At 55.9% G+C, this 26,930-nt stretch carries 22 protein-coding genes; 18 read left to right on the top strand and 4 right to left on the bottom strand.

Annotation, left to right across the window (positions count from 1 at the left end):
* Positions 1–24: 24 nt before the first annotated feature.
* Both dgt and degP read left to right on the top strand, forming a co-directional pair.
* On the top strand, positions 25–1,539 hold the full coding sequence (dgt, locus tag AB8W27_RS16850; RefSeq protein WP_041923211.1) for a dGTPase: 1,515 nt from the start codon (positions 25–27) through the stop codon (positions 1,537–1,539).
* Positions 1,540–1,680: 141 nt separating this feature from the next.
* Positions 1,681–3,117 (top strand): serine endoprotease DegP, encoded by a 1,437-nt coding sequence (gene degP / locus AB8W27_RS16845; protein WP_041923212.1) that lies wholly within the window; start codon positions 1,681–1,683, stop codon positions 3,115–3,117.
* Positions 3,118–3,196: 79 nt separating this feature from the next.
* Here the strand turns inward: degP and AB8W27_RS16840 are convergent, their stop codons facing one another.
* The 4 genes from AB8W27_RS16840 to map all read right to left on the bottom strand — a co-directional run bounded on the left by AB8W27_RS16840 (position 3,197) and on the right by map (position 8,076).
* Positions 3,197–3,586 carry a DUF3461 family protein gene (locus tag AB8W27_RS16840; protein WP_004386143.1) on the bottom strand — a complete coding sequence of 130 codons (390 nt, stop codon included), beginning with the start codon at positions 3,584–3,586 and terminating at the stop codon, positions 3,197–3,199.
* Between the two features lie 109 nt (positions 3,587–3,695).
* Positions 3,696–4,520 carry a 2,3,4,5-tetrahydropyridine-2,6-dicarboxylate N-succinyltransferase gene (gene dapD, locus AB8W27_RS16835; protein ID WP_012815351.1) on the bottom strand — a complete coding sequence of 275 codons (825 nt, stop codon included), beginning with the start codon at positions 4,518–4,520 and terminating at the stop codon, positions 3,696–3,698.
* 42 nt (positions 4,521–4,562) lie between these two features.
* Positions 4,563–7,238: a bifunctional uridylyltransferase/uridylyl-removing protein GlnD gene (gene glnD / locus AB8W27_RS16830; protein WP_012815352.1), complete on the bottom strand. Its 2,676-nt coding sequence runs from the start codon at positions 7,236–7,238 to the stop codon at positions 4,563–4,565.
* A 43-nt stretch (positions 7,239–7,281) separates the two neighbouring features.
* Positions 7,282–8,076, bottom strand: coding sequence for a type I methionyl aminopeptidase (gene map, locus AB8W27_RS16825; RefSeq protein WP_007769358.1), 795 nt, complete (start codon positions 8,074–8,076; stop codon positions 7,282–7,284).
* 309 nt (positions 8,077–8,385) lie between these two features.
* Between map and rpsB the strand changes: the two genes are divergently transcribed.
* The 16 genes from rpsB to dnaE all read left to right on the top strand — a co-directional run bounded on the left by rpsB (position 8,386) and on the right by dnaE (position 26,920).
* Positions 8,386–9,111 carry a 30S ribosomal protein S2 gene (gene rpsB / locus AB8W27_RS16820; RefSeq protein WP_004386139.1) on the top strand — a complete coding sequence of 242 codons (726 nt, stop codon included), beginning with the start codon at positions 8,386–8,388 and terminating at the stop codon, positions 9,109–9,111.
* A gap of 156 nt (positions 9,112–9,267) precedes the next feature.
* Positions 9,268–10,119, top strand: coding sequence for a translation elongation factor Ts (gene tsf, locus AB8W27_RS16815; RefSeq protein ID WP_004386138.1), 852 nt, complete (start codon positions 9,268–9,270; stop codon positions 10,117–10,119).
* A 146-nt stretch (positions 10,120–10,265) separates the two neighbouring features.
* Positions 10,266–10,991, top strand: a complete 726-nt coding sequence (gene pyrH / locus AB8W27_RS16810) for a UMP kinase (protein WP_007697022.1) — start codon at positions 10,266–10,268, stop codon at positions 10,989–10,991.
* Between the two features lie 167 nt (positions 10,992–11,158).
* On the top strand, positions 11,159–11,716 hold the full coding sequence (gene frr / locus AB8W27_RS16805; protein WP_007666696.1) for a ribosome recycling factor: 558 nt from the start codon (positions 11,159–11,161) through the stop codon (positions 11,714–11,716).
* A 124-nt stretch (positions 11,717–11,840) separates the two neighbouring features.
* On the top strand, positions 11,841–13,037 hold the full coding sequence (ispC, locus tag AB8W27_RS16800) for a 1-deoxy-D-xylulose-5-phosphate reductoisomerase (RefSeq protein ID WP_041923213.1): 1,197 nt from the start codon (positions 11,841–11,843) through the stop codon (positions 13,035–13,037).
* Positions 13,038–13,225: 188 nt separating this feature from the next.
* On the top strand, positions 13,226–13,984 hold the full coding sequence (gene ispU, locus AB8W27_RS16795; RefSeq protein WP_012815355.1) for a (2E,6E)-farnesyl-diphosphate-specific ditrans,polycis-undecaprenyl-diphosphate synthase: 759 nt from the start codon (positions 13,226–13,228) through the stop codon (positions 13,982–13,984).
* Positions 13,985–13,996: 12 nt separating this feature from the next.
* Positions 13,997–14,854 (top strand): phosphatidate cytidylyltransferase, encoded by an 858-nt coding sequence (gene cdsA / locus AB8W27_RS16790; protein WP_012815356.1) that lies wholly within the window; start codon positions 13,997–13,999, stop codon positions 14,852–14,854.
* Between the two features lie 11 nt (positions 14,855–14,865).
* Positions 14,866–16,218 carry a sigma E protease regulator RseP gene (rseP, locus tag AB8W27_RS16785; protein ID WP_012815357.1) on the top strand — a complete coding sequence of 451 codons (1,353 nt, stop codon included), beginning with the start codon at positions 14,866–14,868 and terminating at the stop codon, positions 16,216–16,218.
* A 30-nt stretch (positions 16,219–16,248) separates the two neighbouring features.
* Positions 16,249–18,663, top strand: a complete 2,415-nt coding sequence (gene bamA, locus AB8W27_RS16780) for an outer membrane protein assembly factor BamA (RefSeq protein WP_012815358.1) — start codon at positions 16,249–16,251, stop codon at positions 18,661–18,663.
* Positions 18,664–18,785: 122 nt separating this feature from the next.
* On the top strand, positions 18,786–19,280 hold the full coding sequence (skp, locus tag AB8W27_RS16775; protein ID WP_007697090.1) for a molecular chaperone Skp: 495 nt from the start codon (positions 18,786–18,788) through the stop codon (positions 19,278–19,280).
* A 3-nt stretch (positions 19,281–19,283) separates the two neighbouring features.
* Entirely contained in the window at positions 19,284–20,309 is a 1,026-nt protein-coding gene (gene lpxD, locus AB8W27_RS16770) for a UDP-3-O-(3-hydroxymyristoyl)glucosamine N-acyltransferase (RefSeq protein WP_041923214.1), read from the top strand.
* Between the two features lie 116 nt (positions 20,310–20,425).
* Positions 20,426–20,881: a 3-hydroxyacyl-ACP dehydratase FabZ gene (gene fabZ, locus AB8W27_RS16765; protein ID WP_004386127.1), complete on the top strand. Its 456-nt coding sequence runs from the start codon at positions 20,426–20,428 to the stop codon at positions 20,879–20,881.
* Positions 20,882–20,884: 3 nt separating this feature from the next.
* Positions 20,885–21,673, top strand: a complete 789-nt coding sequence (gene lpxA / locus AB8W27_RS16760) for an acyl-ACP--UDP-N-acetylglucosamine O-acyltransferase (RefSeq protein ID WP_012815361.1) — start codon at positions 20,885–20,887, stop codon at positions 21,671–21,673.
* Positions 21,673–22,815 (top strand): lipid-A-disaccharide synthase, encoded by a 1,143-nt coding sequence (gene lpxB / locus AB8W27_RS16755; protein WP_012815362.1) that lies wholly within the window; start codon positions 21,673–21,675, stop codon positions 22,813–22,815. Before lpxA ends, lpxB begins: the two co-directional genes overlap by 1 nt.
* Positions 22,812–23,408 carry a ribonuclease HII gene (gene rnhB / locus AB8W27_RS16750; RefSeq protein ID WP_012815363.1) on the top strand — a complete coding sequence of 199 codons (597 nt, stop codon included), beginning with the start codon at positions 22,812–22,814 and terminating at the stop codon, positions 23,406–23,408. Before lpxB ends, rnhB begins: the two co-directional genes overlap by 4 nt.
* A 29-nt stretch (positions 23,409–23,437) precedes the next feature.
* Positions 23,438–26,920: a DNA polymerase III subunit alpha gene (gene dnaE / locus AB8W27_RS16745; RefSeq protein ID WP_012815364.1), complete on the top strand. Its 3,483-nt coding sequence runs from the start codon at positions 23,438–23,440 to the stop codon at positions 26,918–26,920.
* The last annotated feature ends 10 nt before the right edge of the window (positions 26,921–26,930 follow it).

Genomic DNA, 26,930 nt, shown 5'->3' with positions numbered 1-26,930 from the left:
CGTGCGCGCAGACCGGGAGGGCGGATGGAGAAAATCGATTTCCGAAACAAAATCAACTGGCATCGCCGGTATCGCTCGCCGCAGGGCGTAAAGAGTGAACACGAGATCCTGCGCATCTTTGAAAGCGATCGCGGCCGCATTATTAACTCGCCCGCGATCCGCCGTCTGCAACAGAAAACCCAGGTTTTTCCCCTTGAGCGTAACGCCGCAGTGCGCACCCGTCTTACACATTCGCTGGAAGTCCAGCAGGTCGGGCGCTATATCGCCAAAGAGGTGTTAAGCCGCCTGAAGGAGCAGGGGCTGCTTGAGGCGTATGGCCTGGCGGAACTGACCGGGCCGTTTGAGAGCATTGTCGAGATGTCGTGCCTGATGCATGACATTGGCAATCCGCCGTTCGGTCACTTCGGCGAAGCGGCGATTAACGACTGGTTCAGCCAGCGGCTCTTTCCGGCGGATGCCGAAAACCAGCCCGTAAGCCAGGACCGCTGTACGGTGCAGACGCTGCGCCTGCAGGAGGGCGAAGAGGCGCTTAACGCCCTGCGCAGCAATGTACGTCGGGATTTGTGTCATTTCGAGGGTAACGCGCAGGGAATACGGCTGGTGCATACGCTGCTGCGCATGAATCTCACCTGGGCGCAGGTCGGCGGTATTCTTAAATATACGCGCCCGGCCTGGTACAGCGGAGCAGTGCCGCAAACCCACAGCTACCTGATGAAAAAGCCTGGGTTTTATCTCTCCGAAGATCAATATATTTCGAGGTTGCGTAAAGAACTGCAATTAGAAACTTACAGTCGCTTTCCGCTCGCCTGGATTATGGAGGCGGCCGACGATATTTCTTATTGCGTGGCCGATCTCGAGGATGCGGTGGAAAAACGCATTTTCAGCGTCGAGCAGTTATATCAGCATCTCTACGAGGCCTGGGGCGAACATGCGCCTGGCGATCTCTTTAATCTGGTGGTGCAAAACGCCTGGGATAAATCGGGAACCAATCAATTGCACCACAGCGCGGAAGATCAGTTCTTTATGTATCTGCGCGTCAATACGTTAAATCGACTGGCGCCTTACGCCGCGCAGCGCTTTATTGATAATTTGTCCGAGGTCTTTGACGGCTCGTTTAATCATGCGCTGCTTGAAGATGACAGCCCATACAGCCGTCTGCTGGAGCTGTATAAAAATGTCGCGGTACGTCATGTATTTAACCACCCTGACGTCGAGCAACTGGAGCTGCAGGGCTACCGGGTCATTAGCGGTTTGCTGGATATTTATCGCCCGTTGCTCTCGCTGACGCTGGCGCAATTTCGTGAGCTGGTGGAAAAAGAGAGCGTGCGAACGTTACCGATTGAATCGCGCCTTTATCATAAACTTTCTTCCCGGCACCGGCTGGCTTATATCGAGGCCGTGAGTCATCTTCATCCTCAGGCGGCGGATTTCCCGGTTTGGGAATATTATTATCGTTGCCGTCTTATCCAGGACTATATCAGCGGAATGACCGATCTCTACGCCTGGGATGAATATCGCAAACTGATGGCGGTAGAATAACCCCGCTTCGTTTTGTAAAGACGCCCAATAAATTTTTACTTTTTTCAGAAAATTAACAATGGAACTTCGCGCTATAAATCGACTCTGACAGACACCTTCACAGCAATTTATTTGCGTTACTTGTTAGTTGAGAATGAATCGATGAAAAAAACCACGTTAGCAATGAGTGCGCTGGCCCTGAGCCTGGGGCTGGCATTAAGCCCGGCTTCCTTCGCCGCTGAAACCGCGTCCGCCGTGACGTCGCAGGCGATGCCGAGCCTGGCGCCGATGCTGGAAAAAGTCATGCCTTCTGTCGTCAGCATTAACGTTGAAGGCAGCACAACGGTCAATACGCCGCGTATGCCGCGCAACTTCCAGCAGTTTTTCGGCGATGATTCGCCGTTCTGCCAGGATGGCTCTCCGTTCCAGAGCTCTCCGTTCTGCCAGAGCGGCCCTGGCGGTCAGGGCGGCGCTGACGGCAATGGCCAGCAGCAGAAATTTATGGCGCTGGGCTCCGGCGTGATTATCGACGCCGCTAAAGGTTATGTGGTCACGAATAATCACGTGGTGGATAACGCCACCACCATCAAAGTGCAACTGAGCGACGGCCGTAAGCTGGACGCGAAAATGGTGGGTAAAGATCCGCGCTCCGACATCGCGCTTATTCAGATTCAGGACCCGAAAAACCTGACGGCGATTAAACTTGCCGACTCCGACAGCCTGCGCGTCGGCGATTATGCCGTCGCCATCGGCAACCCGTTCGGGCTTGGTGAAACGGTGACGTCCGGTATTGTCTCGGCGCTCGGTCGCAGCGGCCTGAACGCGGAAAACTACGAGAACTTTATCCAGACCGATGCGGCGATTAACCGCGGGAACTCCGGCGGCGCGCTGGTGAACCTGAACGGCGAGCTTATCGGCATCAACACCGCGATCCTGGCGCCTGACGGCGGCAACATCGGTATCGGCTTCGCTATTCCGAGCAACATGGTGAAAAGCCTGACGTCGCAGATGGTCGAATATGGCCAGGTGAAACGCGGCGAGCTGGGTATCATGGGGACCGAGCTGAATTCTGAACTCGCTAAAGCGATGAAAGTGGACGCGCAGCGCGGCGCGTTTGTAAGCCAGGTTCTCGCGAACTCTTCCGCCGCCAAAGCGGGCGTGAAAGCGGGCGACGTGATTGTGTCGCTGAACGGCAAGCCGATTAGCAGCTTCGCGGCGCTGCGTGCGCAGGTCGGCACCATGCCGGTCGGCACGAAACTGACGCTTGGCCTGCTGCGCGACGGCAAACCGGTGAACGTCGATCTGGTGCTGCAGCAGAGCAGCCAGACGCAGGTAGACTCGTCTTCTATCTTCAGCGGTATCGAAGGGGCGGAGATGAGCAACCGTGCCGGCAAGGAAAAAGGCGTGGTGGTCAACAGTGTGAAAGCGGGTTCGCCTGCGGCACGCATTGGCCTGAAAAAAGGAGATGTTATTGTCGGCGCGAACCAGCAGCCGGTGAGCAATATCGCCGAACTGCGCAAAATCCTCGACAGCAAACCGTCGGTGCTGGCGCTGAATATTCAGCGTGGCGACAGCTCTATCTATCTGCTGATGCAGTAAGAGACGCTCTGAAAACAAAAGGCCGCGATTGCGGCCTTTTTTACGTCTGATGCCCTGCGATAAAACGCGCGGGCAACGCTTATTTGTTGCGGGTGAGCTTTTCGAGGTCGGACTCGATCTCGGAGATCTTGTTCGCCACGACGCTTTCCAGATGGCGCAGATCGTCGAGGATTTTGCGTTTCAGATCCACTTCGGTGCGGTCGCGCTGGCAGAGTTGATCCAGCTCGTCTATCACGTAGCGCAGGTTAGGGCTGATTTCCTGCACTTCTTTGTAACCCTGACCGACGCCGTCGGCGACCACGGTTTTGCGCTGGCGTGGGTATTTAAACTTCACGCTTTTGGCGAAGAACTCGCCCTTATCCTTATGGAAGTAGATCTTCAGGATATCGTTGTTCGCTTCCTGGCGCAGACTGTAACGGTCGATTTCATCAGGATTGGTTATGCCAAGACTCTTAAGGTTGTCGTACATAGCGATCCCCCTGGGGAAATATTAACCTTTAGATAATTAATGAAAAGATCTCATCGCGCCACCCTCAGATGTGAAAAAGGCGGGCCAGGCCCGCCTTTTTTCGTTCTGCTTAGTCGATGGTGCGAAGCAGTTCATTGATACCGACTTTACCGCGGGTTTTCGCGTCGACTTTCTTCACGATCACCGCGCAGTAGAGGCTGTATGTCCCATCTTTCGACGGCAGGTTGCCGGAAACCACCACGGAGCCTGCCGGCACGCGGCCGTAGAAGACTTCGCCGGTTTCGCGGTCATAAATTTTGGTGCTCTGGCCGATGTAAACGCCCATCGAGATAACAGAGCCTTCTTCAACGATAACGCCTTCCACCACTTCAGAGCGCGCGCCGATAAAGCAGTTATCTTCAATGATAGTTGGGTTGGCCTGCAGCGGCTCCAGTACGCCGCCGATGCCGACGCCGCCGGAGAGGTGAACGTTTTTACCGATCTGCGCGCAGGAGCCGACGGTAGCCCAGGTATCCACCATGGTGCCTTCATCGACATATGCGCCGATGTTGACATAAGACGGCATCAGTACGGTGTTGCGGGCGATAAACGCGCCCTGGCGCACGGCGGCGGGAGGCACCACGCGGAAGCCTTCTTTCTGGAAGCGCGCTTCGTCGTAGTTAGCGAATTTCATCGGCACTTTGTCGAAGTAGCGGCTTTCGGCGCCTTCAATCACCTGGTTGTCGTTAATGCGGAAGGAGAGCAGCACCGCTTTTTTCAGCCACTGGTGGGTGACCCACTCGCCGTTGATCTTCTCTGCGACGCGCAGTTCGCCGCTGTCCAGCAGGGCGATAACCTGGTTGACCGCCTCGCGGGTGACGGCATCGACGTTCGCCGGCGTAATGTCGGCGCGGCGCTCGAAAGCGGATTCAATAACGTTCTGTAGCTGCTGCATAATTAGCTTCTTTCCTGATAACTTTTGGGTATTAAAAATTCACTACACTTTATCGTTTGGATTGAGGGCCTCTGTCAACCGTTGTCTCACCTCTTGCTGGAGCAGATTATTAAGCCCACGCCGGTCCGCTGTCGCGATTATAAATAAATCTTCTACTCGCTCCCCGATTGTACTGATTCGGGCTCCGTGCAGCGAAATGCCGAGGTCGGCGAAGACCTGTCCGACGCGCGCCAGAAGGCCGGGCTGATCGAGCGCGATAAGCTCCAGAAACGATTTTCTGTCGGTATGGGTCGGCAGAAAACTCACCTCGGTTTCCACCGTAAAGTGCCGCAGTTTGGCCGGCTGACGACGCGGCTGCGGCGGCTGCCAGGTGCGCTGGGTGATCGCCTGCTCAAGACCGTGGCGAATCGCCTCGTGGCGGTCCGGGGAAAGCGGGCTGCCGTCCGGCTCCAGAACAATAAAGGTATCCATCGCCATATCGTCGCGGGTTGTGAAGATCTGCGCGTCGTGCACGCTCAGATTGCGCCGGTCGAGCTCGGCGCAGACCGCGGCGAAGAGGTAAGGGCGGTCCGGGCTCCAGATGAATATCTCGGTGCCGCCGCGCGTCGCCTGCGGGCTTAGCAGGATCAGCGGCTGGCTGAGATCGTGGTGGAGCAGATGCCGCGCGTGCCAGGCGAGCTGGTTCGGGCTGTGGCGCACAAAGTAGTTGGCGCGACAGCGTCCCCAGATGTGGTGCAGCGCCTCTTCATCGATATTCTCCATACGCAGCAGCGCCAGCGCCTGGAGCTGGTGATGACGCACCCGCTCGCGCATGTCGGGCGTGCTTTGCATGCCGCGGCGCAGCTGTTTTTCAGTCGCGAAGTAGAGCTCGCGCAACAGGCTCTGCTTCCAGCTGTTCCAGAGCGTCTCGTTGGTGGCGCAGATATCCGCCACCGTCAGGCAAACCAGGAATCGCAGACGGTTTTCGGTCTGCACTTCTTCGGCGAACTGTTTAATGACTTCCGGATCCTGAATGTCACGGCGCTGGGCTGTGACCGACATCAGCAGGTGGTGGCGCACCAGCCAGGCGACCAGCTGCGTTTCACGCGAGTTCAGGCCGTGCAGCTCGGCGAATTTCAGGATGTCCTGCGCGCCCAGCACCGAGTGGTCGCCGCCGCGTCCTTTGGCGATGTCATGGAACAGCGCGGCGATGAGGATCAGCTCCGGGTGCGACAGGCGCGGCCAGAGATCCACGCAGAGCGGGTGTTTCGAGCGCGTCTCTTCTTTGGCGAAGCTTTCCAGCTTCAGCAGCACGCGGATGGTGTGCTCATCCACCGTATAGGCGTGGAACAGATCGAACTGCATCTGGCCAACGATATGCGACCACTGCGGCATATAGGCCCACAATACGCTGTGGCGGTGCATCGGCAGCAGGCCGCGGCTGACGGCGCCCGGATGGCGCAGCATCGCCAGAAACAGCGAGCGCGCCTCCGGGATGTAGCACAGCGGCTGTTTAAGATGACGACGCGCGTGGCGCAGATGACGCAGGGTGGTGGAGTAGATGCCGGTGATGTCGCGATTACGCACCATCATATAAAACATGCGCAGGATGGCCTGCGGCTCGCGGATAAACAGCGTTTCATCGCGCAGATCGATAAGCGTGCCGCGCAGCTGGAAATCGTCATCCAGCACGCGCGGTTTTTCATCGGTCGTCAGCGCAAGGATAGCTTCGTCGAACAGTTGCAGCAGCATCTGGTTAAGCTCGCCGACGCGGCGCGTGACGCGGTAGAAATCCTTCATCATATGCTCAACCGGCTCGTTGCCTTCGCCTTCATAACGCAGGCGCTGGGCTACGCTCAACTGGCGGTCGAACAACAGACGGTTGTCGTAGCGGTTGAGTTCCAGATGCAGGGCAAAGCGAATGCGCCACAGCAGATGCTGGCACTCGTCAAGCTCGTTGCGCTCAGCTTCCGTCAGAAAGCCGAAGCCGACCATTTCACGCAGCGACGTGGCGCCAAAGTGGCGGCGCGCCACCCATTGCAGCGTGTGAATATCGCGCAGACCGCCAGGGCTGCTTTTAATGTCCGGCTCCAGGTTATAACTGGTGCCGTGATAGCGCTGGTGGCGCTCGTTCTGCTCTTCCACTTTGGCGGCGAAGAATTTCTCCGAAGGCCAGAAACCGTCGCTGAAAATGTGCTTTTGTAACTCAAGGAACAGCGCCACGTCGCCAATCAGCAGGCGCGATTCGATAAGGTTAGTGGCCACGGTGAGATCCGAAAGCCCTTCCAGCAGACACTCTTCAAGCGTGCGTACGCTGTGGCCCACTTCCAGCTTCACGTCCCACAGGAGCGTCAATAGCTCGCCTACTTTTTGCGCCTGCGCTTCGCTTAAGCGTTTGCGGCTCAGGATCAGGAGATCGATATCCGATAACGGGTGCAGTTCGCCGCGCCCGTAACCGCCCACCGCTACCAGCGCGGCGTCGGTGGTTTCGCCAAAGCCCGCGGCGAGCCACAGCCGTTGCAGGAGCTGGTCGATAAATTCAGTACGCGCTTCAATCAGCCGTTCGGCGCTATAGCCATCGTCAAACGCGGCGCCCAGCCACTGCTGAAAGGCGTCGAGATGGTGTTTGATTTGCGCGCAGTTCAGCGCGTCGGCAGGCCAGGTGGCGGGGTTTTCAGGCTGTCCGGGAAGAGGAGCAAGCGTGGTATTCACCGACTGCTCGGGTAATGTGTTACTCATCATGCGCCACCCATAAAAAAAGCCGGCGTTTGCCGGCTTCTTATTAGTCGTTATGCGAAATGATGTTGGGTATGGTGTCGTCTTTACGCAACGTCAGAATTTCGCAGCCGTTATCCGTCACCACAATAGTATGCTCGTACTGTGCAGACAAGCTGCGATCCTTGGTTTTCACCGTCCAGCCGTCCTTCATGGTGCGGATGCGGTAGTCGCCGGCGTTAACCATCGGCTCGACCGTAAAGGTCATGCCCGGTTGCAGCACCACGCCGCCGTCATCGGCATCGTAATGCAGCACCTGCGGCTCTTCATGGAAGCCGCGGCCGATGCCGTGTCCGCAATATTCGCGCACCACGGAGAACCCTTGCGCTTCGACGAATTTCTGAATGGCGGCGCCGAGGGTGCGCAGACGAATGCCCGGCTTCACCATGCGCAGCGCGACATACAGGCTTTCCTGCGTAATGCGGCACAGGCGCTCGCCCAGAATGGTCGGCTTGCCGACGATAAACATTTTAGACGTGTCGCCGTGGTACTCATCTTTAATGACGGTCACGTCGATGTTGACGATATCGCCATCTTTCAGCAGCTTGCCGTCATCGGGAATGCCGTGGCAGACCACTTCGTTAATAGAAATACACACGGATTTCGGGAAGCCGTGGTAGTTCAGGCTTGCGGAGATCGCATGCTGGTGGTTGGTAATGTAATCGTGACAGATGCGATCCAGCTCGCCCGTACTGACGCCTGGTTTCACATGTTCTTCGATCATTTCAAGCACTTCAGCGGCAAGCCTGCCCGCGACGCGCATTTTTTCGATTTCTTCAGGGGTTTTAATTGAAATAGCCATAATCTGGTCCGCTGGTGCCGGAAAATTCGGCAATACTGATAAATGTAAAACAATGGTATCAGGGCATCAGGAAGGTGCCAAATTGAGAATCATTAAGGGCGCCTCCTGTGAACAACTATTGGAGTCCGGGGCGAATTTGTGATATAAAGCGCGCCGGACTTCTGTACCAGAATCCTGGCACAGAGGCGACTACTCTCACTTTGTGTAATAACACACACGTATCGGCACATATTCCGGGGTGCCCTTCGGGGTCGGTAATATGGGATACGTGGAGGCATAACCCCAACTTTTAAACAGAGGTTTTAAATCATGGCAACTGTTTCCATGCGCGACATGCTCAAGGCTGGTGTTCACTTCGGTCACCAGACCCGTTACTGGAACCCGAAAATGAAGCCGTTCATCTTCGGTGCGCGTAACAAAGTTCACATCATCAACCTTGAGAAAACTGTACCGATGTTCAACGAAGCCCTGGCTGAGCTGAGCAAAATTTCTTCCCGTAAAGGTAAGATTCTGTTCGTCGGTACCAAACGCGCTGCAAGCGAAGCGGTGAAAGAAGCTGCTAACAGCTGCGACCAGTTCTTCGTGAACCATCGCTGGCTGGGCGGTATGCTGACTAACTGGAAAACCGTTCGTCAGTCCATCAAGCGCCTGAAAGATCTGGAAACTCAGTCTCAGGACGGCACCTTCGATAAGCTGACCAAAAAAGAAGCGCTGATGCGCACTCGTGAGCTGGAAAAGCTGGAAAACAGCCTCGGCGGTATCAAAGACATGGGCGGCCTGCCGGACGCACTGTTTGTTATCGACGCTGACCACGAGCACATCGCTATCAAAGAAGCAAACAACCTGGGTATCCCGGTATTTGCTATCGTTGATACCAACTCCGATCCGGACGGTGTTGACTTCGTTATCCCGGGTAACGATGACGCCATCCGTGCTGTCAGCCTGTACCTGAATGCTGTTGCTGCAACCGTTCGTGAAGGCCGTTCTCAGGATCTGGCTGCTCAGGCGGAAGAAAGCTTCGTAGAAGCTGAATAATAAGGCATGCTCGTTTAGAGCCCTTATTAACCAGGTAGTAACAAGTTTGGTTAGGGGGCCTGTCTCAGGCTCCCTTTTTTGTTTGAGTCGGGTGTGCCGGACGCTTCCGGCAGGCCTGGACTTATCTCCCCGCACGAGATAACCGAGGATTATAGAATGGCTGAAATTACCGCTTCCCTGGTAAAAGAGCTGCGCGAACGTACTGGCGCAGGCATGATGGAATGTAAAAAAGCTCTGGTTGAAGCTAATGGCGACATCGAGCTGGCTATCGAAAACATGCGTAAATCTGGCGCGATCAAAGCAGCGAAAAAAGCAGGCAACGTAGCTGCTGACGGCGTGATCAAAACCAAGATCGAAGGCAACTACGGCGTGATCCTGGAAGTTAACTGCCAGACCGACTTCGTTGCTAAAGACGGCGGTTTCCAGGCGTTCGCTGACAAAGTACTGGACGCTGCTTTTGCGGGCAAAATCACCGACGTTGAAGCACTTAAAGCGCAGTTCGAAGAAGAACGCGTTGCTCTGGTTGCTAAAATCGGCGAGAACATCAACATCCGTCGTATCGCATCCCTGGAAGGCGACGTTCTGGCAAGCTACCTGCACGGCGCGCGTATCGGCGTTCTGGTTGCGGCTAAAAACGCTGACGAAGAGCTGGTTAAACAGCTGGCGATGCACGTTGCTGCAAGCAAGCCGGAATTCGTTAAGCCGGAAGACGTGTCTGCTGACGTGGTAGAAAAAGAGTACCAGGTACAGCTGGACATCGCCATGCAGTCTGGCAAGCCGAAAGAAATCGCAGAGAAAATGGTTGAAGGCCGCATGAAGAAATTCACCGGCGAAGTTTCTCTGACCGGTCAGCCTTTCGTTATGGACCCGAGCAAAACCGTTGCTCAGCTGCTCAAAGAGCACAACGCTGATGTGACTAACTTCATCCGCTTTGAAGTGGGCGAAGGCATCCAGAAAGTTGAGACTGACTTCGCAGCAGAAGTTGCTGCCATGTCCCGCCAGTCTTAATGGTGTAAAAGAGCCGCCTGAGGGCGGCTCCTTTTTATCCGTCATTCATAAATTTCGGCCTGCTCTTATATAGCCGGAGCCGGAATGCGACGCATCATGTCGCCTGAATTAACCATCCCATTCGTTGACAGTTCCAGGAAAGAAACATGGCTACCAATGCAAAACCCGTCTATAAACGCATTCTGCTCAAGCTGAGTGGCGAAGCGCTGCAAGGAGCAGAAGGCTTCGGTATTGATGCGAGCATTCTGGATCGCATGGCGCAGGAAATTAAAGAGCTGGTGGAGCTGGGCATCCAGGTCGGGGTGGTGATCGGCGGCGGCAACTTATTCCGCGGCGCTGGCCTTGCCAAAGCCGGTATGAACCGTGTCGTGGGCGACCACATGGGTATGCTGGCGACCGTAATGAACGGCCTTGCGATGCGCGACGCGCTGCACCGCGCCTATGTTAACGCGCGCCTGATGTCTGCCTTCCCGTTAAACGGCGTGTGCGACAACTATAGCTGGGCTGAAGCTATCAGCCTGCTGCGTAACAACCGCGTGGTCATTCTGTCCGCCGGTACCGGCAACCCGTTCTTCACCACTGATTCCGCTGCCTGCCTGCGCGGTATCGAAATTGAAGCCGAAGTGGTGCTGAAGGCGACGAAAGTCGACGGCGTGTATTCCGCAGACCCGATGAAAGATCCGACCGCGACGCTCTACGATCAGCTGTCCTACCAGGAAGTGCTGGAAAAAGAGCTGAAAGTGATGGATCTGGCGGCCTTTACGCTCGCACGCGACCACAAATTGCCGATTCGTGTCTTCAACATGAATAAGCCGGGCGCGCTGCGCCGCGTGGTAATGGGCGAAAAAGAAGGCACTTTGATTACGGAATAATTTTCGTTTCAAAGGAATCAGGGTAAGATTCCGCTTTAAAATCAGTTTCCGTGACCAGGCGACCCGTCGGGTGCCGCAAGATAAAGAGGCTATACTTAGCACGCAGCCGCAAGGCATCGTGGCGCAGGTGTGGTCTGCCTGATAACCAGTTTTCAAGGATTCGTAACGTGATTAGCGATATCAGAAAAGATGCTGAAGTACGCATGGACAAATGCGTTGAAGCATTCAAAACCCAAATCAGCAAAGTGCGTACCGGCCGCGCTTCCCCAAGCCTGCTGGACGGGATCGTGGTGGAATACTACGGCACGCCGACGCCGCTGCGTCAGCTGGCTAACGTTACCGTAGAAGATTCCCGTACGCTGAAAATCAACGTATTCGATCGCTCTATGAGCCCGGCCGTTGAGAAAGCGATTATGGCATCTGACCTCGGCCTGAACCCAAGCTCGGCAGGCAGCGATATCCGCGTTCCGCTGCCGCCGCTGACCGAAGAGCGTCGTAAAGACCTCATCAAAGTGGTGCGTGGCGAAGCCGAGCAGGCGCGCGTCGCTATCCGTAACGTCCGTCGCGACGCGAATGATAAAGTGAAAGCGCTGCTGAAAGATAAAGAGATTGGCGAAGATGAAGATCGCCGCTCTCAGGACGACGTTCAGAAAATGACTGACGCCGCCATCAAGAAAGTGGACGCGGCGCTGGCTGATAAAGAAGCCGAGCTGATGCAGTTCTAATCCCTTTCTGATGATACCGTAAACGCCGTACAGGAGAACCGCATCGCGGTTTTCGCTGGCGGCGTTTTGCATTGGATCGCGCGTCTGCGCGGTGCGTTTATTCTTATTTCACGTTGAGCGCCTCATGAAGCATTTAACCATTCTCGGCTCTACCGGCTCTATCGGTTGCAGCACCCTTGATGTTATCCGTCATAATCCGGACAAGTTTGCGGTTACCGCGCTGGTGGCGGGCAAGAATGTCGCCCGAATGGTTGAACAATGTCTGGAGTTCCGCCCGCGTTTCGCGGTGATGGATGATGAGGCGAGCGCCCGTGAACTGCGTGACACGCTGCGCGAGCAGGGCAGCCGCACTGAAGTATTAGCCGGGCGCGACGCGGCCTGCGAGATGGCGTCGCTTGATGAGGTGACGCAGGTGATGGCGGCCATCGTCGGCGCCGCTGGGCTGCTGCCGACCCTTGCCGCTATCGCGGCCGGTAAGCAAGTGTTACTGGCGAATAAAGAATCGCTGGTGACCTGCGGACGCCTTTTTATGGAGGCGGTCGCGCGCAGCGGGGCGCAACTGCTGCCGGTGGATAGCGAGCATAACGCGATTTTTCAGAGTTTACCGGCAACAATTCAACACAACCTGGGGTACGCTAAACTTGAGGAAAGCGGAGTTTCTTCGATTATCCTCACCGGATCTGGTGGACCGTTTCGACAGACGCCTTTGCCTGAACTGGCGGCAATGACGCCGGACCAGGCGTGTCGTCATCCTAACTGGTCGATGGGGCGTAAAATATCCGTCGATTCGGCTACCATGATGAATAAAGGTCTCGAATACATTGAAGCTCGCTGGCTATTTAACGCCCGGGCAGACCAGATGGAAGTGTTGATTCATCCACAGTCGGTGATTCATTCCATGGTGCGCTATGCCGACGGCAGCGTGCTGGCACAACTGGGCGAACCCGATATGCGCACCCCCATCGCGCATACGATGGCCTGGCCAGCGCGTGTCCCTTCCGGCGTGACGCATCTGGATTTTTGCAAGATAGCGACGCTGAGCTTCGGCGAACCGGATTATCAGCGCTATCCGTGTCTGAAGCTCGCCATTGACGCCTTTGAAAAAGGGCAGGCGGCGACGACAGCGCTTAACGCGGCGAATGAGATTACGGTCGCCGCTTTTCTTGCCGGAGAGATTCGTTTTACGGATATCGCAGCGCTTAATCAGGCGGTGCTGGATGAAATGGATCTTCGTGAACCGCAAAGTGTGGATGAAGTGCTCACCGTAGATGCCGAAGCGCGCACTGTTGCGCATAATCGGGTGATGCGTCTCGCAAGCTGATGATTAATCACGCGGCGAAGGCGACGTTATTTGTGAGCGCTCTGCTTCGGTGATATAGTCTGCGCCACCTGAATACGGGTGGGTGAGCCTGGCCGGTCGGGCGAGCCGTGGTTGTCACGGCTTTTTTATGCAAAGGCTTCAGTATTCCTGAGTACCGCTTAATCCTTATCAGGGAATAAATACGCGTTATGTTGTCTGTAAACCTTCCATTAAGCGAAAACTTGCCCGCACATGGCGCGCGCCATGTTGCCATTATTATGGATGGCAATGGTCGCTGGGCGAAAAGACAAGGGAAAATCAGAGCCTTTGGCCACAAAGCGGGGGCGAAGTCAGTTCGCCGCGCGGTTTCTTTCGCTGCAAACAATGGTATTGAGGCACTGACGCTTTACGCATTCAGCAGCGAGAACTGGAACCGCCCCGCTCAGGAAGTCAGCGCGCTGATGGAGTTATTTGTCTGGGCGCTCGACAGCGAAGTCAAAAGCCTGCATCGCCACAATGTGCGTCTGCGGGTCATCGGCGATATTAGCCGTTTTAACACCCGCTTACAGGACCGTATCCATAAAGCCGAAGCGTTAACCAGCCAGAATAGCGGGCTGACGTTGAATATCGCCGCGAATTATGGCGGACGTTGGGATATTATTCAGGGAGTGCAGCATTTAGCGGCACAGGTCCAGGAAGGTTTACTGCGTCCTGACCAGATTGATGAAGAGATGCTCAGTAAGCAGATCTGCATGAATGAGCTGGCTCCCGTAGATTTAGTGATTAGGACAGGGGGAGAGCATCGCATCAGTAATTTCCTGCTGTGGCAAATTGCCTATGCAGAACTCTATTTTACCGATGTTCTCTGGCCTGATTTTGATGAACAAGACTTTGAAGGTGCGCTAAATGCCTTTGCCAACCGGGAACGTCGGTTCGGCGGCACAGCACCTGGTGGCATCGATGCCTGATGGGGGTAGCTTTTGCTGAAGTATCGCCTGATTTCTGCGTTTGTTTTAATACCGGTTGTTATCGCCGCGCTGTTTTTATTGCCGCCGATGGGGTTCGCGATTGCGACGCTGGTCGTTTGCGTGCTGGCCGCCTGGGAATGGGGGCAACTGAGCGGTTTCGTTTCCCGATCTCAGCGGGTATGGCTGGCGCTGCTTTGCGGGCTGCTTCTGGCGCTGATGCTCTTTTTTCTGCCCATCTACCAGGCGCCGATTAACGTTCCGCTGGTCGAAGGCGCGCTCTGGGCGTCGCTGGGCTGGTGGGTGGTTGCCCTGTTACTGGTGCTGTTCTACCCCAATTCCGCGGCATTCTGGCGCCATTCTAAAGCGCTGCGTCTGGTGTTCGGCCTGCTGACGATTGTTCCGTTTTTCTGGGGCATGGTGGCGCTGCGCGCCTGGCATTACGACGCCAATCATTACAGCGGCGCGCTCTGGCTGTTGTATGTGATGATTCTGGTCTGGGGTGCGGATTCCGGCGCGTATATGTTCGGTAAAATGTTCGGCAAGCATAAGCTTGCGCCGAAAGTCTCTCCGGGTAAAACCTGGCAGGGCTTTATCGGCGGCCTTTTTACCGCGGCGATTATCTCCTGGATTTACGGTGCGTGGGCCGATCTTAACGTCGCGCCTGTGACGTTGTTGACCTGTTCTATCGTTGCCGCGCTGGCCTCTGTGCTGGGCGATCTGACCGAAAGCATGTTCAAGCGCGAAGCAGGCATTAAAGACAGCGGGCATCTCATTCCCGGTCACGGCGGCATTCTCGATCGCATCGACAGCCTGACGGCGGCGGTGCCAGTTTTCGCCTGCCTGTTGCTGCTGGTCTTCAGGACGATTTAACGGAATAAATTATGTTGAGCATACTCTGGAATCTGGCGGCTTTTATTATCGCACTGGGCGTTCTTATTACGGTGCATGAGTTCGGCCATTTCTGGGTTGCGCGTAAAGCGGGCGTGCGCGTGGAGCGCTTCTCCGTCGGCTTTGGTAAAGCGCTGTGGCGGCGCACTGACCGCCACGGCACAGAATACGTCATCGCCCTCATCCCGCTGGGCGGCTATGTCAAAATGCTCGACGAGCGCGTGGAGCCGGTAGCCCCGGAACTGCGTCACGAAGCCTTCAATAATAAAACCGTGGCGCAGCGCGCCGCGATTATCGCCGCCGGGCCCATCGCCAACTTCCTCTTCGCTATTTTCGCCTACTGGCTCGTTTTTATGATGGGCGTACCGGGCCTCAAACCGGTGATTGGTGAAATAACGCCCAATTCCATCGCGGCGAAGGCACAAATCGAACCTGGCACGGAACTAAAAGCTGTAGATGGCATCGAAACGCCAGACTGGGATGCTGTGCGTCTTGAACTTGTCGCCCGTATCGGCGACGAGAATGTGACACTCAGCATTGCCTCGCCAGGGGACACGGCGGCCACGGATAAAGTGCTCGATCTTCGCCAGTGGCAGTTCGAGCCGGATAAAGAAGATCCGGTTGCGTCGCTTGGCATCAGGCCGTTTGGACCGAAGATTGAACCTGTGCTTGCGCAGGTGCAACCGAAGTCCGCCGCCAGTAAAGCGGGTTTGCAAGCCGGAGACAGGATCGTTAAAGTCGATGGGCAGCCGCTCAGTGAGTGGTCAACCTTTGTGACGACGGTGCGGGATAATCCGGCGCGGCCGCTCGCAATCGACATAGAAAGACAGGGGAGCCCCTTGTCTTTGACGCTGATACCGGATACAAAACCCGGTAACGATAAGGCGGAAGGGTTTGCAGGCGTGGTGCCGAAGATTGCGCCGCTGCCCGATGAGTACAAGACAGTGCGCCAGTATGGGCCGTTCCATGCGATAACAGAAGCGACGACGAAGACGTGGCAACTGATGAAGCTGACGGTCAACATGCTGGGAAAATTACTGACCGGCGACGTTAAACTGAACAACCTCAGTGGGCCAATCTCGATTGCCCAGGGGGCAGGGATGTCAGCGGAGTTCGGGTTGATTTACTACCTGATGTTTCTGGCGCTGATCAGCGTGAACTTAGGGATTATCAATCTGTTCCCGCTACCCGTACTCGACGGGGGGCATTTGCTGTTTCTGGCGATTGAGAAGCTTAAAGGCGGGCCGGTTTCCGAGCGAGTTCAAGACTTTAGTTATCGCATTGGCTCAATTTTGCTGGTGCTGTTAATGGGGCTTGCACTTTTCAATGATTTCTCTCGGCTATAGAGAGCAGGTTAGGAAGAACGCATAACAACGATGGCGATGAAAAAGTTGCTCATAGCGTCGCTGCTGTTTAGCAGCGCCACCGTATACGGTGCAGACGGGTTCGTAGTGAAGGACATTCATTTCGAAGGCCTGCAGCGAGTCGCCGTTGGTGCGGCCCTCCTCAGCATGCCGGTTCGCGTTGGCGATACGGTAAGTGACGAGGATATCAGTAATACTATCCGCGCGCTGTTTGCCTCCGGCAACTTCGAGGATGTGCGGGTGCTGCGCGACGGCGATACACTGCTCGTTCAGGTGAAAGAGCGCCCGACGATCGCCAGCATTACTTTCTCCGGCAACAAGTCGGTGAAAGATGACATGCTCAAGCAGAACCTCGAAGCCTCTGGCGTGCGCGTGGGTGAATCCCTCGACCGCACTACGCTTTCCGATATCGAAAAGGGCCTGGAAGACTTTTACTACAGCGTGGGTAAATACAGCGCCAGCGTAAAAGCCGTGGTCACGCCGCTGCCGCGTAACCGCGTTGACCTGAAGCTCGTCTTCCAGGAAGGCGTTTCTGCCAAAATCCAGCAGATCAACATCGTCGGCAACCGCGCGTTCAGCACCGAAGAGCTGATTTCCAACTTCCAGCTGCGTGACGAAGTGCCGTGGTGGAACGTGGTGGGCGATCGCAAATACCAGAAGCAAAAGCTTCAGGGCGATCTCGAAACGCTGCGTAGCTACTACCTCGATCGCGGTTACGCGCGTTTTAATATCGACTCCACGCAGGTCAGCCTGACGCCGGATAAAAAAGGCATTTACGTCACTATCAACGTGACTGAAGGCGATCAGTACAAGATTGCAGGCGTTGAAGTCAGCGGCAACCTGGCGGGTCACTCCGCTGAAATCGAGTCGCTGACTAAAATGCAGCCGGGCGAGCTTTACAACGGCACGAAAGTGACCCGTATGGAAGACGACATCAAGAAACTGCTTGGCCGTTACGGTTATGCGTATCCGCGCGTGCAGACGCAGCCGGAAATCAACGATGCCGATAAAACCGTCAAGCTGCATGTGAATGTCGATTCCGGCAACCGCTTCTATGTGCGTAAGATCCGCTTTGAAGGTAACGACACCTCCAAAGATGCCGTACTGCGTCGCGAAATGCGTCAGATGGAAGGCGCGTGGCTTGGCAGCGATCTGGTGGATCAGGGCAAAGAACGTCTGAACCGCCTCGGTTATTTCGAAACCGTCGATGCGGACACGCAGCGCGTTTCCGGCAGCCCGGATCAGGTCGATGTGGTGTACAAAGTCAAAGAGCGTAACACCGGTAGCTTTAACTTCGGCGTAGGTTACGGCACCGAAAGCGGCGTGAGCTTCCAGGTGGGCGTACAGCAGGATAACTGGCTCGGTACCGGTTATTCCGTTGGCATCAACGGCACCAAAAACGATTACCAGACGTACTCTGAGTTCTCCGTGACTAACCCGTACTTCACGGTAGATGGCGTGAGCCTCGGCGGGCGCATCTTCTACAACGACTTTAAAGCGGACGATGCGGACCTCTCCTCATACACCAACAAAAGCTATGGTGTGGATGGTACGCTGGGCTTCCCGATTAACGAATACAACACGCTGCGCCTCGGCTTAGGTTACGTACACAACGACCTGTCGAATATGGAACCGCAGGTGGCGATGTGGCGTTACCTGGATTCCCTGGGCCAGAGCGCGAAAACGACCTCTGATGACAACGGCTTCTCGGCGGACGATTTCACGCTGAACTACGGCTGGACCTATAACCACCTTGACCGCGGCTTCTTCCCGACGTCAGGTTCACGTGTAAACCTGAACGGTAAAGTGACGATCCCGGGCTCTGATAACGAGTTCTATAAACTTACGCTCGATACGGCAACCTATGTTCCTATCGATGAAGACCACAAATGGGTGGTTCTGGGTCGTACGCGTTGGGGTTACGGCGACGGTCTGAGCGGCAAAGAGATGCCGTTCTATGAAAACTTCTATGCGGGCGGTTCCAGCACCGTACGTGGTTTCCAGTCCAACAACATCGGTCCTAAAGCCGTTTACTACAGTGGTCCGGGTCTGGATAACTGTGACAAAGCGGTGGGCGGCTACTGCTCGTCTGACGATGCGGTAGGCGGCAACGCAATGGGGGTCGCAAGCCTTGAGTTTATTACCCCAACGCCGTTCCTGAGCGAGAAATACGCGAACTCTGTTCGTACCTCTCTGTTCGCCGACGCGGGTACCGTCTGGGATACCAACTGGAAGAACACAGCGGCCATGCGTGCGGCGGGCGTGCCGGATTATAGCGATCCGAGCAACATCCGTATGTCTGCGGGTATTGCGTTACAATGGATGTCTCCGCTTGGGCCGCTGGTGTTCTCGTATGCCCAGCCGTTCAAGAAATACGAGGGAGACAAAGCAGAGCAGTTCCAGTTCAATATTGGCAAGACCTGGTAATGTTCATTACAAGGGAATGCGTTTAGCAGTCGCGATGACTTTCGGTGCGTGCGCATAGCACGCATCCGGGCCACGCAAAGAATAGTGCTTTCGGGCACATATGGGATGGTAAGGAGTTTATTGTGAAAAAGTGGTTATTCGCTGCAGGTCTTGGCCTGGCAATGGCAGCATCAGCTCAGGCTGCTGACAAGATCGCTGTAGTTAACATGGGTAATCTGTTCCAGCAGGTTGCACAGAGCACTGGTGTTTCTAAAACGCTGGAAAACGAGTTCAAAGGCCGCGCCGGCGAACTGCAGCGCATGGAAACCGACCTGCAGGCTAAAATGCAGCGTCTGCAGCGTGACGGCTCTACCATGAAAGCGAGCGATCGCAGCAAACTGGAGAAAGACGTCATGGCGGGTCGCCAGGAGTTCTCCAGCAAAGCGCAGCAGTTCGAACAGGATCGCGCACGTCGTTCTAACGAAGAACGCGGCAAACTGGTGACTCGCATTCAGAGCGCCGTTAAAAAAGTGGCTGCTGACCAGGATATCGATCTGGTAGTAGACGCCAATACTGTGGCTTACACCAGCAGCGATGTAAAAGACATCACCGCCGATGTGCTGAAACAGGTTAAATAAGTAATGCCTTCAATTCGACTGGCTGATTTAGCCCAGCAGTTGGATGCGGAGTTACACGGTGATGGCGATATCGCCATCACCGGCGTCGCTTCCATGCAATCTGCAAAGAGTGGGCAAATCACGTTCATGGTAAACCCGCGTTACCGTGAGCAACTGGCGCACTGCCAGGCCTCCGCGGTCGTCATGACCGAGGCCGATCTTCCCTATGCCAACAGCGCTGCGCTGGTAGTGAAAAATCCCTACCTGACTTACGCGCGTATGGCTCAGATTCTCGATACCACGCCGCAGCCCGCCTCCAGCATCGCGCCGAGCGCGGTGATTGACGCCTCTGCGCGGCTTGGCAATAACGTGGCCGTCGGTGCCAACGCTGTGATTGAATCCGGTGTGGAGCTTGGCGACAACGTCGTTATCGGCCCTGGCTGTTTTGTCGGTAAAGACAGCAAGCTTGGCGCCGGTACTCGCCTGTGGGCGAACGTCAGTATTTATCACGATATTCAGATTGGCGAGAATTGCCTGATCCAGTCCAGCACCGTCATCGGTGCCGACGGTTTCGGCTACGCTAACGATCGCGGCAATTGGGTTAAAATTCCACAACTTGGCCGCGTCATTATCGGCGATCGCGTTGAGATTGGCGCCTGTACCACTATCGATCGCGGCGCGCTTGATGACACGATTATCGGCAATGGCGTGATCATTGATAATCAGTGCCAGATTGCACATAACGTCGTGATTGGCGACAATACGGCGGTCGCAGGCGGCGTCATCATGGCTGGCAGCCTGAAAATTGGCCGCTACTGCATGATTGGCGGCGCCAGCGTGATTAATGGCCATATGGAAATCTGCGATAAAGTAACGGTAACAGGGATGGGGATGGTCATGCGTCCTATTACTGAACCTGGGGTCTATTCTTCAGGCATACCGCTGCAACCGAACAAAGTGTGGCGCAAAACGGCGGCGCTGGTGATGAATATTGATGAAATGAACAAACGCTTAAAAGCAGTTGAGCGTAAAGTCACTAACCAAGACTAACTCGCCGGTAAATAAAGCCTGCCCGCCAACAGAACCGCGGCCTGCAAGCGATCCAGAATCGCCGCAGGCCGTGTTATTATTGCCCATTCAGTATATTTTTAGACAGGAAGAGTATTTTGACTACTGAAACTCATACTCTGCACATTGAAGAGATTTTAGAGCTTCTGCCGCACCGTTATCCATTCTTGCTGGTGGATCGCGTGCTGGATTTTGAGGAAGGTCGTTTTCTACGCGCAGTAAAAAATGTCTCTGTAAACGAGCCTTTTTTCCAGGGTCACTTTCCTGGTAAACCCATTTTTCCGGGCGTGTTGATTTTAGAAGCCATGGCGCAGGCCACCGGCATTCTGGCTTTCAAAAGCGTTGGCAAACTGGAACCGGGTGAACTTTACTATTTTGCAGGCATCGATGAAGCGCGCTTTAAGCGCCCTGTCGTGCCAGGCGACCAGATGGTGATGGAAGTTACCTTTGAAAAAACGCGCCGTGGAGTGACTCGCTTCAAAGGCGTCGCGCTGGTTGACGGTAAAGTGGTGTGTGAAGCCACCATGATGTGTGCACGGAGCCGGGAGGCCTGATACGTGATTGATAAGACCGCCTTTATTCATCCCACCGCCATTGTGGAAGAGGGTGCCGTTATCGGCGCTAACGCCCACATTGGTCCGTTTTGTATTGTCGGCCCTGATGTCGAAATCGGTGAAGGTACCGTACTGAAATCGCACGTTGTCGTGAATGGTCATACTACGATCGGTCGCGATAACGAGATCTATCAGTTCGCTTCTATCGGCGAGGTAAACCAGGATCTGAAATATGCTGGCGAGCCGACCCGCGTCGAGATTGGCGATCGCAACCGCATCCGCGAAAGCGTCACCATTCATCGCGGCACGGCACAGGGTGGTGGTCTGACGAAGGTGGGCAGCGATAACCTGCTGATGATAAATGCGCACATTGCGCATGACTGCACAGTAGGCAACCGCTGCATTCTTGCCAATAACGCCACGCTTGCCGGACATGTTTCCGTTGATGATTTCGCTATCATCGGCGGCATGACGGCCGTGCATCAGTTCTGCATCATCGGTGCACACGTCATGGTGGGCGGCTGCTCCGGCGTCGCGCAGGACGTACCGCCTTATGTGATCGCGCAGGGCAACCACGCGACCCCGTTTGGCGTGAATATCGAAGGGCTCAAGCGTCGCGGCTTCAGCAAAGAAGCGCTGCACGCTATCCGTAACGCTTACAAGCTGCTTTATCGCAGTGGTAAGACGCTGGATGAAGTGAAGCCGGAAATCGCAGAGATTGCCGCGAAGCATCCTGAAGTGCAGCCGTTCTACGATTTCTTCGCCCGCTCCACGCGTGGTCTGATTCGTTAATGACCCGTCCGCTTACGATTGCCCTGGTCGCCGGAGAAACCTCCGGCGATATTCTTGGTGCCGGTCTCATCCGTGCGCTCAAGGCGCGCGTACCAAACGCGCGTTTTGTCGGCGTCGCGGGCCCGCGTATGCAGGCCGAAGGCTGCGAAGCCTGGTATGAAATGGAAGAGCTGGCCGTGATGGGAATTGTGGAAGTGCTGGGCCGCCTGCGGCGCCTGCTGCATATCCGCGCCGATCTCACGCAGCGCTTCACCGCGCTGAAACCGGATGTGTTTGTCGGTATCGACGCGCCGGATTTCAACATCACGCTGGAAGGCAACCTGAAACAGCAGGGCATTCGCACTATTCACTACGTCAGCCCGTCCGTCTGGGCCTGGCGCCAGAAACGCGTTTTCAAAATAGGCAGAGCCACCGATCTGGTGCTCGCGTTTCTGCCTTTCGAAAAAGCGTTTTATGACAAATTTAACGTTCCGTGTCGCTTTATCGGGCATACCATGGCGGACGCGATGCCGCTGGATCCGGATAAAAACGCGGCGCGTGACGTGCTGGGTATCGCCCACAACGCCCGCTGTCTGGCGCTGTTGCCAGGCAGTCGCAGTGCGGAAGTGGAAATGCTAAGTGCGGATTTCCTGAAAACCGCGCTGCGTTTACGCGAGCATTACCCGGATCTCGAAATCGTCGTGCCGCTGGTCAACGCGAAGCGGCGCGAGCAGTTCGAGCGCATCAAAGCGGAAGTCGCGCCACAGCTGATCGCGCATCTCCTTGACGGCCACGCGCGCGAAGCGATGATCGCAAGCGACGCGGCGCTTCTTGCCTCCGGCACCGCCGCGCTCGAATGTATGCTGGCTAAATGCCCGATGGTGGTTGGCTATCGCATGAAGCCGTTCACCTTCTGGCTGGCGAAACGGCTGGTGAAAACTGAATTTGTGTCGTTGCCTAATCTGCTGGCCGGGCGTGAGCTGGTGAAAGAGCTGCTCCAGGACGACTGCGAGCCGCAGAAGCTCGCCGACGCGCTGCTGCCGCTGTTGGCTGATGGCAAGCAGAGCCATGATATGCACGACACTTTCCGTAAACTGCATCAGCAGATCCGCTGCAATGCCGATGAACAGGCGGCGGACGCGGTGCTGGAACTGGCGCAATGATGGAATTTATCTATCCCCATACGCATCTGGTGGCGGGCGTTGATGAAGTGGGCCGCGGCCCGCTGGTCGGCGCTGTGGTCACTGCTGCGGTGATCCTCGATCCGCTCAATCCCATCGTCGGGCTGGCGGATTCCAAAAAGCTGTCTGAAAAGCGTCGTCTTGCGCTGTTTGACGAGATCAAAGAGAAGGCGATCGCCTGGAGTCTTGGGCGCGCGGAGCCGCACGAGATTGACGAGCTGAATATTCTCCACGCCACGATGCTGGCTATGCAGCGCGCGGTGGCGGGGCTTGCCGTCACGCCCGAATATGTGCTGATAGATGGCAATCGCTGCCCGGCCCTGCCGATGCCCAGCATGGCGGTCGTCAAAGGCGACAGCCGGGTGGCGGAAATCAGCGCTGCGTCGATACTGGCTAAAGTAACGCGCGACGCGGAAATGGCTGAACTGGACCTCACCTTTCCTCAGTATGGATTTGCCCAGCACAAGGGCTATCCGACCGCCTTTCACCTTGAGCGGCTTGCCGAGCACGGCGCGACGGCGCATCATCGGCGCAGCTTCGCGCCGGTCAGACGCGCGCTGGGCATTGCCTCTTAACGACGAAACAGAGTTAACCGGAAACAGAAATGGCTGAACCTCGTTTTGTGCACCTGAGAGTGCACAGTGACTATTCCATGATCGATGGACTGGCAAAAACGGGGCCGCTGGTAAAAAAGGCGGCCGCGCTTGGCATGCCTGCCTTTGCCATTACTGATTTCACCAACCTGTGCGGGCTGGTAAAATTTTACGGCGGCGCGCATGGCGTCGGCATGAAGCCGATTATCGGCGCCGACTTCAATATGCAGTGCGACCTGCTGGGTGAAGATTTCTCGCATATCACCGTGCTGGCGGCGAACAATACCGGCTATCAGAACCTGACGTTGCTTATCTCTCGCGCCTACCAGCGCGGTTATGGCGCGGCCGGCCCGTGGATTGACCAGCAATGGCTGGCGGAGCTGGGCGAAGGGCTGATCCTGCTCTCCGGCGGTCGTCAGGGTGACGTTGGTAAGTGTTTACTTCGTGGTAATAACGTCATGGCCGAGCAGGCGCTGGCGTTTTATCAGGAACATTTCCCGGACCGTTATTATCTGGAGCTGGTTCGCACCGGCCGTCCGGATGAAGAGCGCTATCTTCATGCGGCGGTGGCGCTCGCGGAAGAAAAAGGCGTTCCGGTCGTTGCCACCAACGACGTGCGCTTTATTGAGCCCGGCGATTTCGACGCCCATGAAATTCGCGTCGCTATCCACGACGGCTTTACGCTCGATGATCCGAAAAGACCGCGCCACTATTCGCCGCAGCAATATCTGCGTACTGAAGAGGAGATGTGCGAGCTGTTCTCCGATCTCCCGGAAGCGCTGGAAAACAGCGTGGAGATTGCCCGCCGCTGTAACGTGACGGTGCGTCTTGGCGAATATTTCTTGCCGCAATTCCCGACCGGCGACATGACTACCGAAGATTTCCTGGTCATGAAATCGAAAGAAGGTCTGGAAGAACGCCTTGAGTTCCTGTTCCCGGACCCGGAAGAGCGCGTACAGAAGCGTCCGCCCTATGACGAGCGCCTGGAGATCGAACTCCAGGTTATCAACCAGATGGGCTTCCCCGGTTACTTCCTGATCGTGATGGAGTTTATCCAGTGGTCGAAGGATAACGGCATTCCGGTAGGGCCGGGCCGTGGTTCGGGCGCGGGATCGTTGGTGGCGTACGCGCTGAAAATCACCGATCTCGATCCGCTGGAGTTTGATCTGCTGTTCGAACGTTTCCTCAACCCGGAACGTGTCTCCATGCCCGACTTCGACGTCGATTTCTGCATGGAAAAACGCGACCAGGTGATTGAGCACGTGGCGGACATGTATGGTCGCGACGCGGTTTCCCAGATTATCACCTTCGGCACCATGGCGGCGAAAGCGGTTATTCGCGACGTAGGCCGCGTGCTGGGGCACCCTTACGGGTTTGTCGATCGCATCTCTAAACTGGTGCCGCCCGATCCGGGTATGACGCTTGCGAAAGCGTTCGAAGCCGAACCGCAGCTACAGGAAATTTACGATGCCGATGAAGAGGTCAAAGCTCTCATCGACATGGCACGTAAGCTCGAAGGGGTGACGCGCAACGCCGGTAAACACGCCGGTGGGGTCGTGATCGCGCCGACCAAAATTACCGACTTCGCGCCGCTGTATTGCGACGAGATGGGCCATCATCCGGTCACGCAGTTTGATAAAAACGATGTCGAATACGCGGGCCTGGTGAAGTTCGACTTCTTAGGTCTGCGCACGCTCACCATTATCAACTGGGCGCTGGATATGATTAACGCCCGGCGCGCGAAGCAAGGGCTGGAGCCGATCGATATCGCGGCCATCCCGCTGGATGACAAGAAAAGCTTCGACATGTTGCAGCGCTCGGAAACCACCGCGGTCTTCCAGCTTGAATCGCGCGGCATGAAAGATCTTATCAAGCGTCTACAGCCGGACTGCTTCGAAGATATGATAGCCCTGGTGGCGCTGTTCCGCCCGGGACCGCTGCAGTCGGGCATGGTAGATAATTTTATCGACCGTAAGCACGGGCGCGAAGCCATCTCTTACCCGGATATTCAGTGGCAGCACGAGAGCCTGAAGCCGGTGCTTGAGCCGACCTACGGCATCATTCTGTATCAGGAACAGGTGATGCAGATAGCCCAGGTGCTTTCGGGTTATACCCTCGGCGGCGCGGATATGCTCCGTCGCGCGATGGGTAAAAAGAAACCCGAAGAGATGGCCAAGCAGCGCTCCATCTTCGAAGATGGCGCGAAAAATAACGGCGTCGACGGCGAGCTGGCGATGAAAATCTTTGACCTGGTGGAGAAATTCGCCGGGTACGGATTTAACAAATCGCACTCTGCCGCCTATGCTTTGGTTTCCTACCAGACGCTGTGGCTTAAAGCCCACTATCCGGCGGAGTTTATGGCGGCGGTCATGACCGCCGATATGGACAACACCGATAAAGTGGTTGGGCTGGTGGATGAGTGCTGGCGCATGGGGCTTAAGATCCTGCCGCCGGATATCAACTCCGGGCTGTACCATTTCCACGTCAACGATGACGGGGAGATTGTCTACGGCATCGGCGCGATTAAAGGCGTCGGCGAAGGCCCCATCGAGGCCATCATCGAGGCGCGTAATAAAGACGGCTACTTCCGCGAGCTGTTCGATCTCTGTGCCCGTACCGACACCAAAAAGCTCAACCGCCGCGTACTGGAAAAACTGATCATGTCCGGGGCGTTCGACCGCCTCGGGCCGCACCGCGCCGCGCTGATGAATTCGCTCGGCGACGCGCTGAAAGCGGCGGATCAACATGCGAAAGCCGAGGCTATCGGCCAGGCGGATATGTTCGGCGTACTGGCGGAAGAGCCGGAGCAAATCGAGCAATCCTACGCCAGCTGCCAGCCGTGGCCGGAGCAGGTGGTGCTGGATGGCGAGCGTGAAACGCTGGGGCTGTATCTCACCGGTCACCCCATCAACCAGTACCTGAAAGAGATCGAGCGCTATGTCGGCGGCATGCGCTTAAAAGATATGCATCCTACCGAACGTGGCAAAGTGACCACGGCGGCGGGTTTGATAATTGCCGCGCGGGTTATGGTCACCAAGCGCGGCAATCGTATCGGCATCTGTACGCTGGATGACCGTTCCGGGCGTCTTGAAGTGATGTTGTTCACCGATGCTCTGGAAAAATACCAGCATCTGCTGGAAAAAGACCGAATCCTTATCGTCAGCGGACAGGTCAGCTTTGATGACTTCAGTGGGGGCCTTAAAATGACCGCCCGTGAAGTCATGGACATTGACGAAGCCCGCGAAAAGTATGCGCGCGGGCTTGCTATCTCGCTGACGGACAGGCAAATTGATGACCAGCTTTTAAACCGACTCCGTCAGTCTCTGGAACCCCACCGTTCGGGAACCATTCCAGTACATCTCTACTATCAGAGGGCGGATGCACGCGCCCGGCTGCGCTTTGGCGCGACGTGGCGTGTCTCTCCGAACGATCGTTTACTCAACGATCTGCGTGGCCTGATTGGTTCGGAGCAGGTGGAACTGGAGTTTGACTGATGCGCTGCAT

The sequence above is a fragment of the Cronobacter turicensis genome, assembly GCF_041222865.1.
In the GTDB taxonomy this organism is placed as follows: Bacteria; Pseudomonadota; Gammaproteobacteria; order Enterobacterales; family Enterobacteriaceae; genus Cronobacter; species Cronobacter turicensis.
Note: the sequence above shows the minus strand (reverse complement) of the source record. Positions and strands in the feature narration are given on the sequence as shown.

Coding starts and splice junctions, on each gene's coding strand:
- dgt (WP_041923211.1), top strand. CDS start 25: ATGGAGAAAATCGATTTCCGAAACAAAATCAACTGGCATCGCCGGTAT.
- degP (WP_041923212.1), top strand. CDS start 1,681: ATGAAAAAAACCACGTTAGCAATGAGTGCGCTGGCCCTGAGCCTGGGG.
- AB8W27_RS16840 (WP_004386143.1), bottom strand. CDS start 3,586: ATGTACGACAACCTTAAGAGTCTTGGCATAACCAATCCTGATGAAATC.
- dapD (WP_012815351.1), bottom strand. CDS start 4,520: ATGCAGCAGCTACAGAACGTTATTGAATCCGCTTTCGAGCGCCGCGCC.
- glnD (WP_012815352.1), bottom strand. CDS start 7,238: ATGAGTAACACATTACCCGAGCAGTCGGTGAATACCACGCTTGCTCCT.
- map (WP_007769358.1), bottom strand. CDS start 8,076: ATGGCTATTTCAATTAAAACCCCTGAAGAAATCGAAAAAATGCGCGTC.
- rpsB (WP_004386139.1), top strand. CDS start 8,386: ATGGCAACTGTTTCCATGCGCGACATGCTCAAGGCTGGTGTTCACTTC.
- tsf (WP_004386138.1), top strand. CDS start 9,268: ATGGCTGAAATTACCGCTTCCCTGGTAAAAGAGCTGCGCGAACGTACT.
- pyrH (WP_007697022.1), top strand. CDS start 10,266: ATGGCTACCAATGCAAAACCCGTCTATAAACGCATTCTGCTCAAGCTG.
- ispC (WP_041923213.1), top strand. CDS start 11,841: ATGAAGCATTTAACCATTCTCGGCTCTACCGGCTCTATCGGTTGCAGC.
- ispU (WP_012815355.1), top strand. CDS start 13,226: ATGTTGTCTGTAAACCTTCCATTAAGCGAAAACTTGCCCGCACATGGC.
- rseP (WP_012815357.1), top strand. CDS start 14,866: ATGTTGAGCATACTCTGGAATCTGGCGGCTTTTATTATCGCACTGGGC.
- bamA (WP_012815358.1), top strand. CDS start 16,249: ATGGCGATGAAAAAGTTGCTCATAGCGTCGCTGCTGTTTAGCAGCGCC.
- lpxD (WP_041923214.1), top strand. CDS start 19,284: ATGCCTTCAATTCGACTGGCTGATTTAGCCCAGCAGTTGGATGCGGAG.
- lpxB (WP_012815362.1), top strand. CDS start 21,673: ATGACCCGTCCGCTTACGATTGCCCTGGTCGCCGGAGAAACCTCCGGC.
- rnhB (WP_012815363.1), top strand. CDS start 22,812: ATGATGGAATTTATCTATCCCCATACGCATCTGGTGGCGGGCGTTGAT.
- dnaE (WP_012815364.1), top strand. CDS start 23,438: ATGGCTGAACCTCGTTTTGTGCACCTGAGAGTGCACAGTGACTATTCC.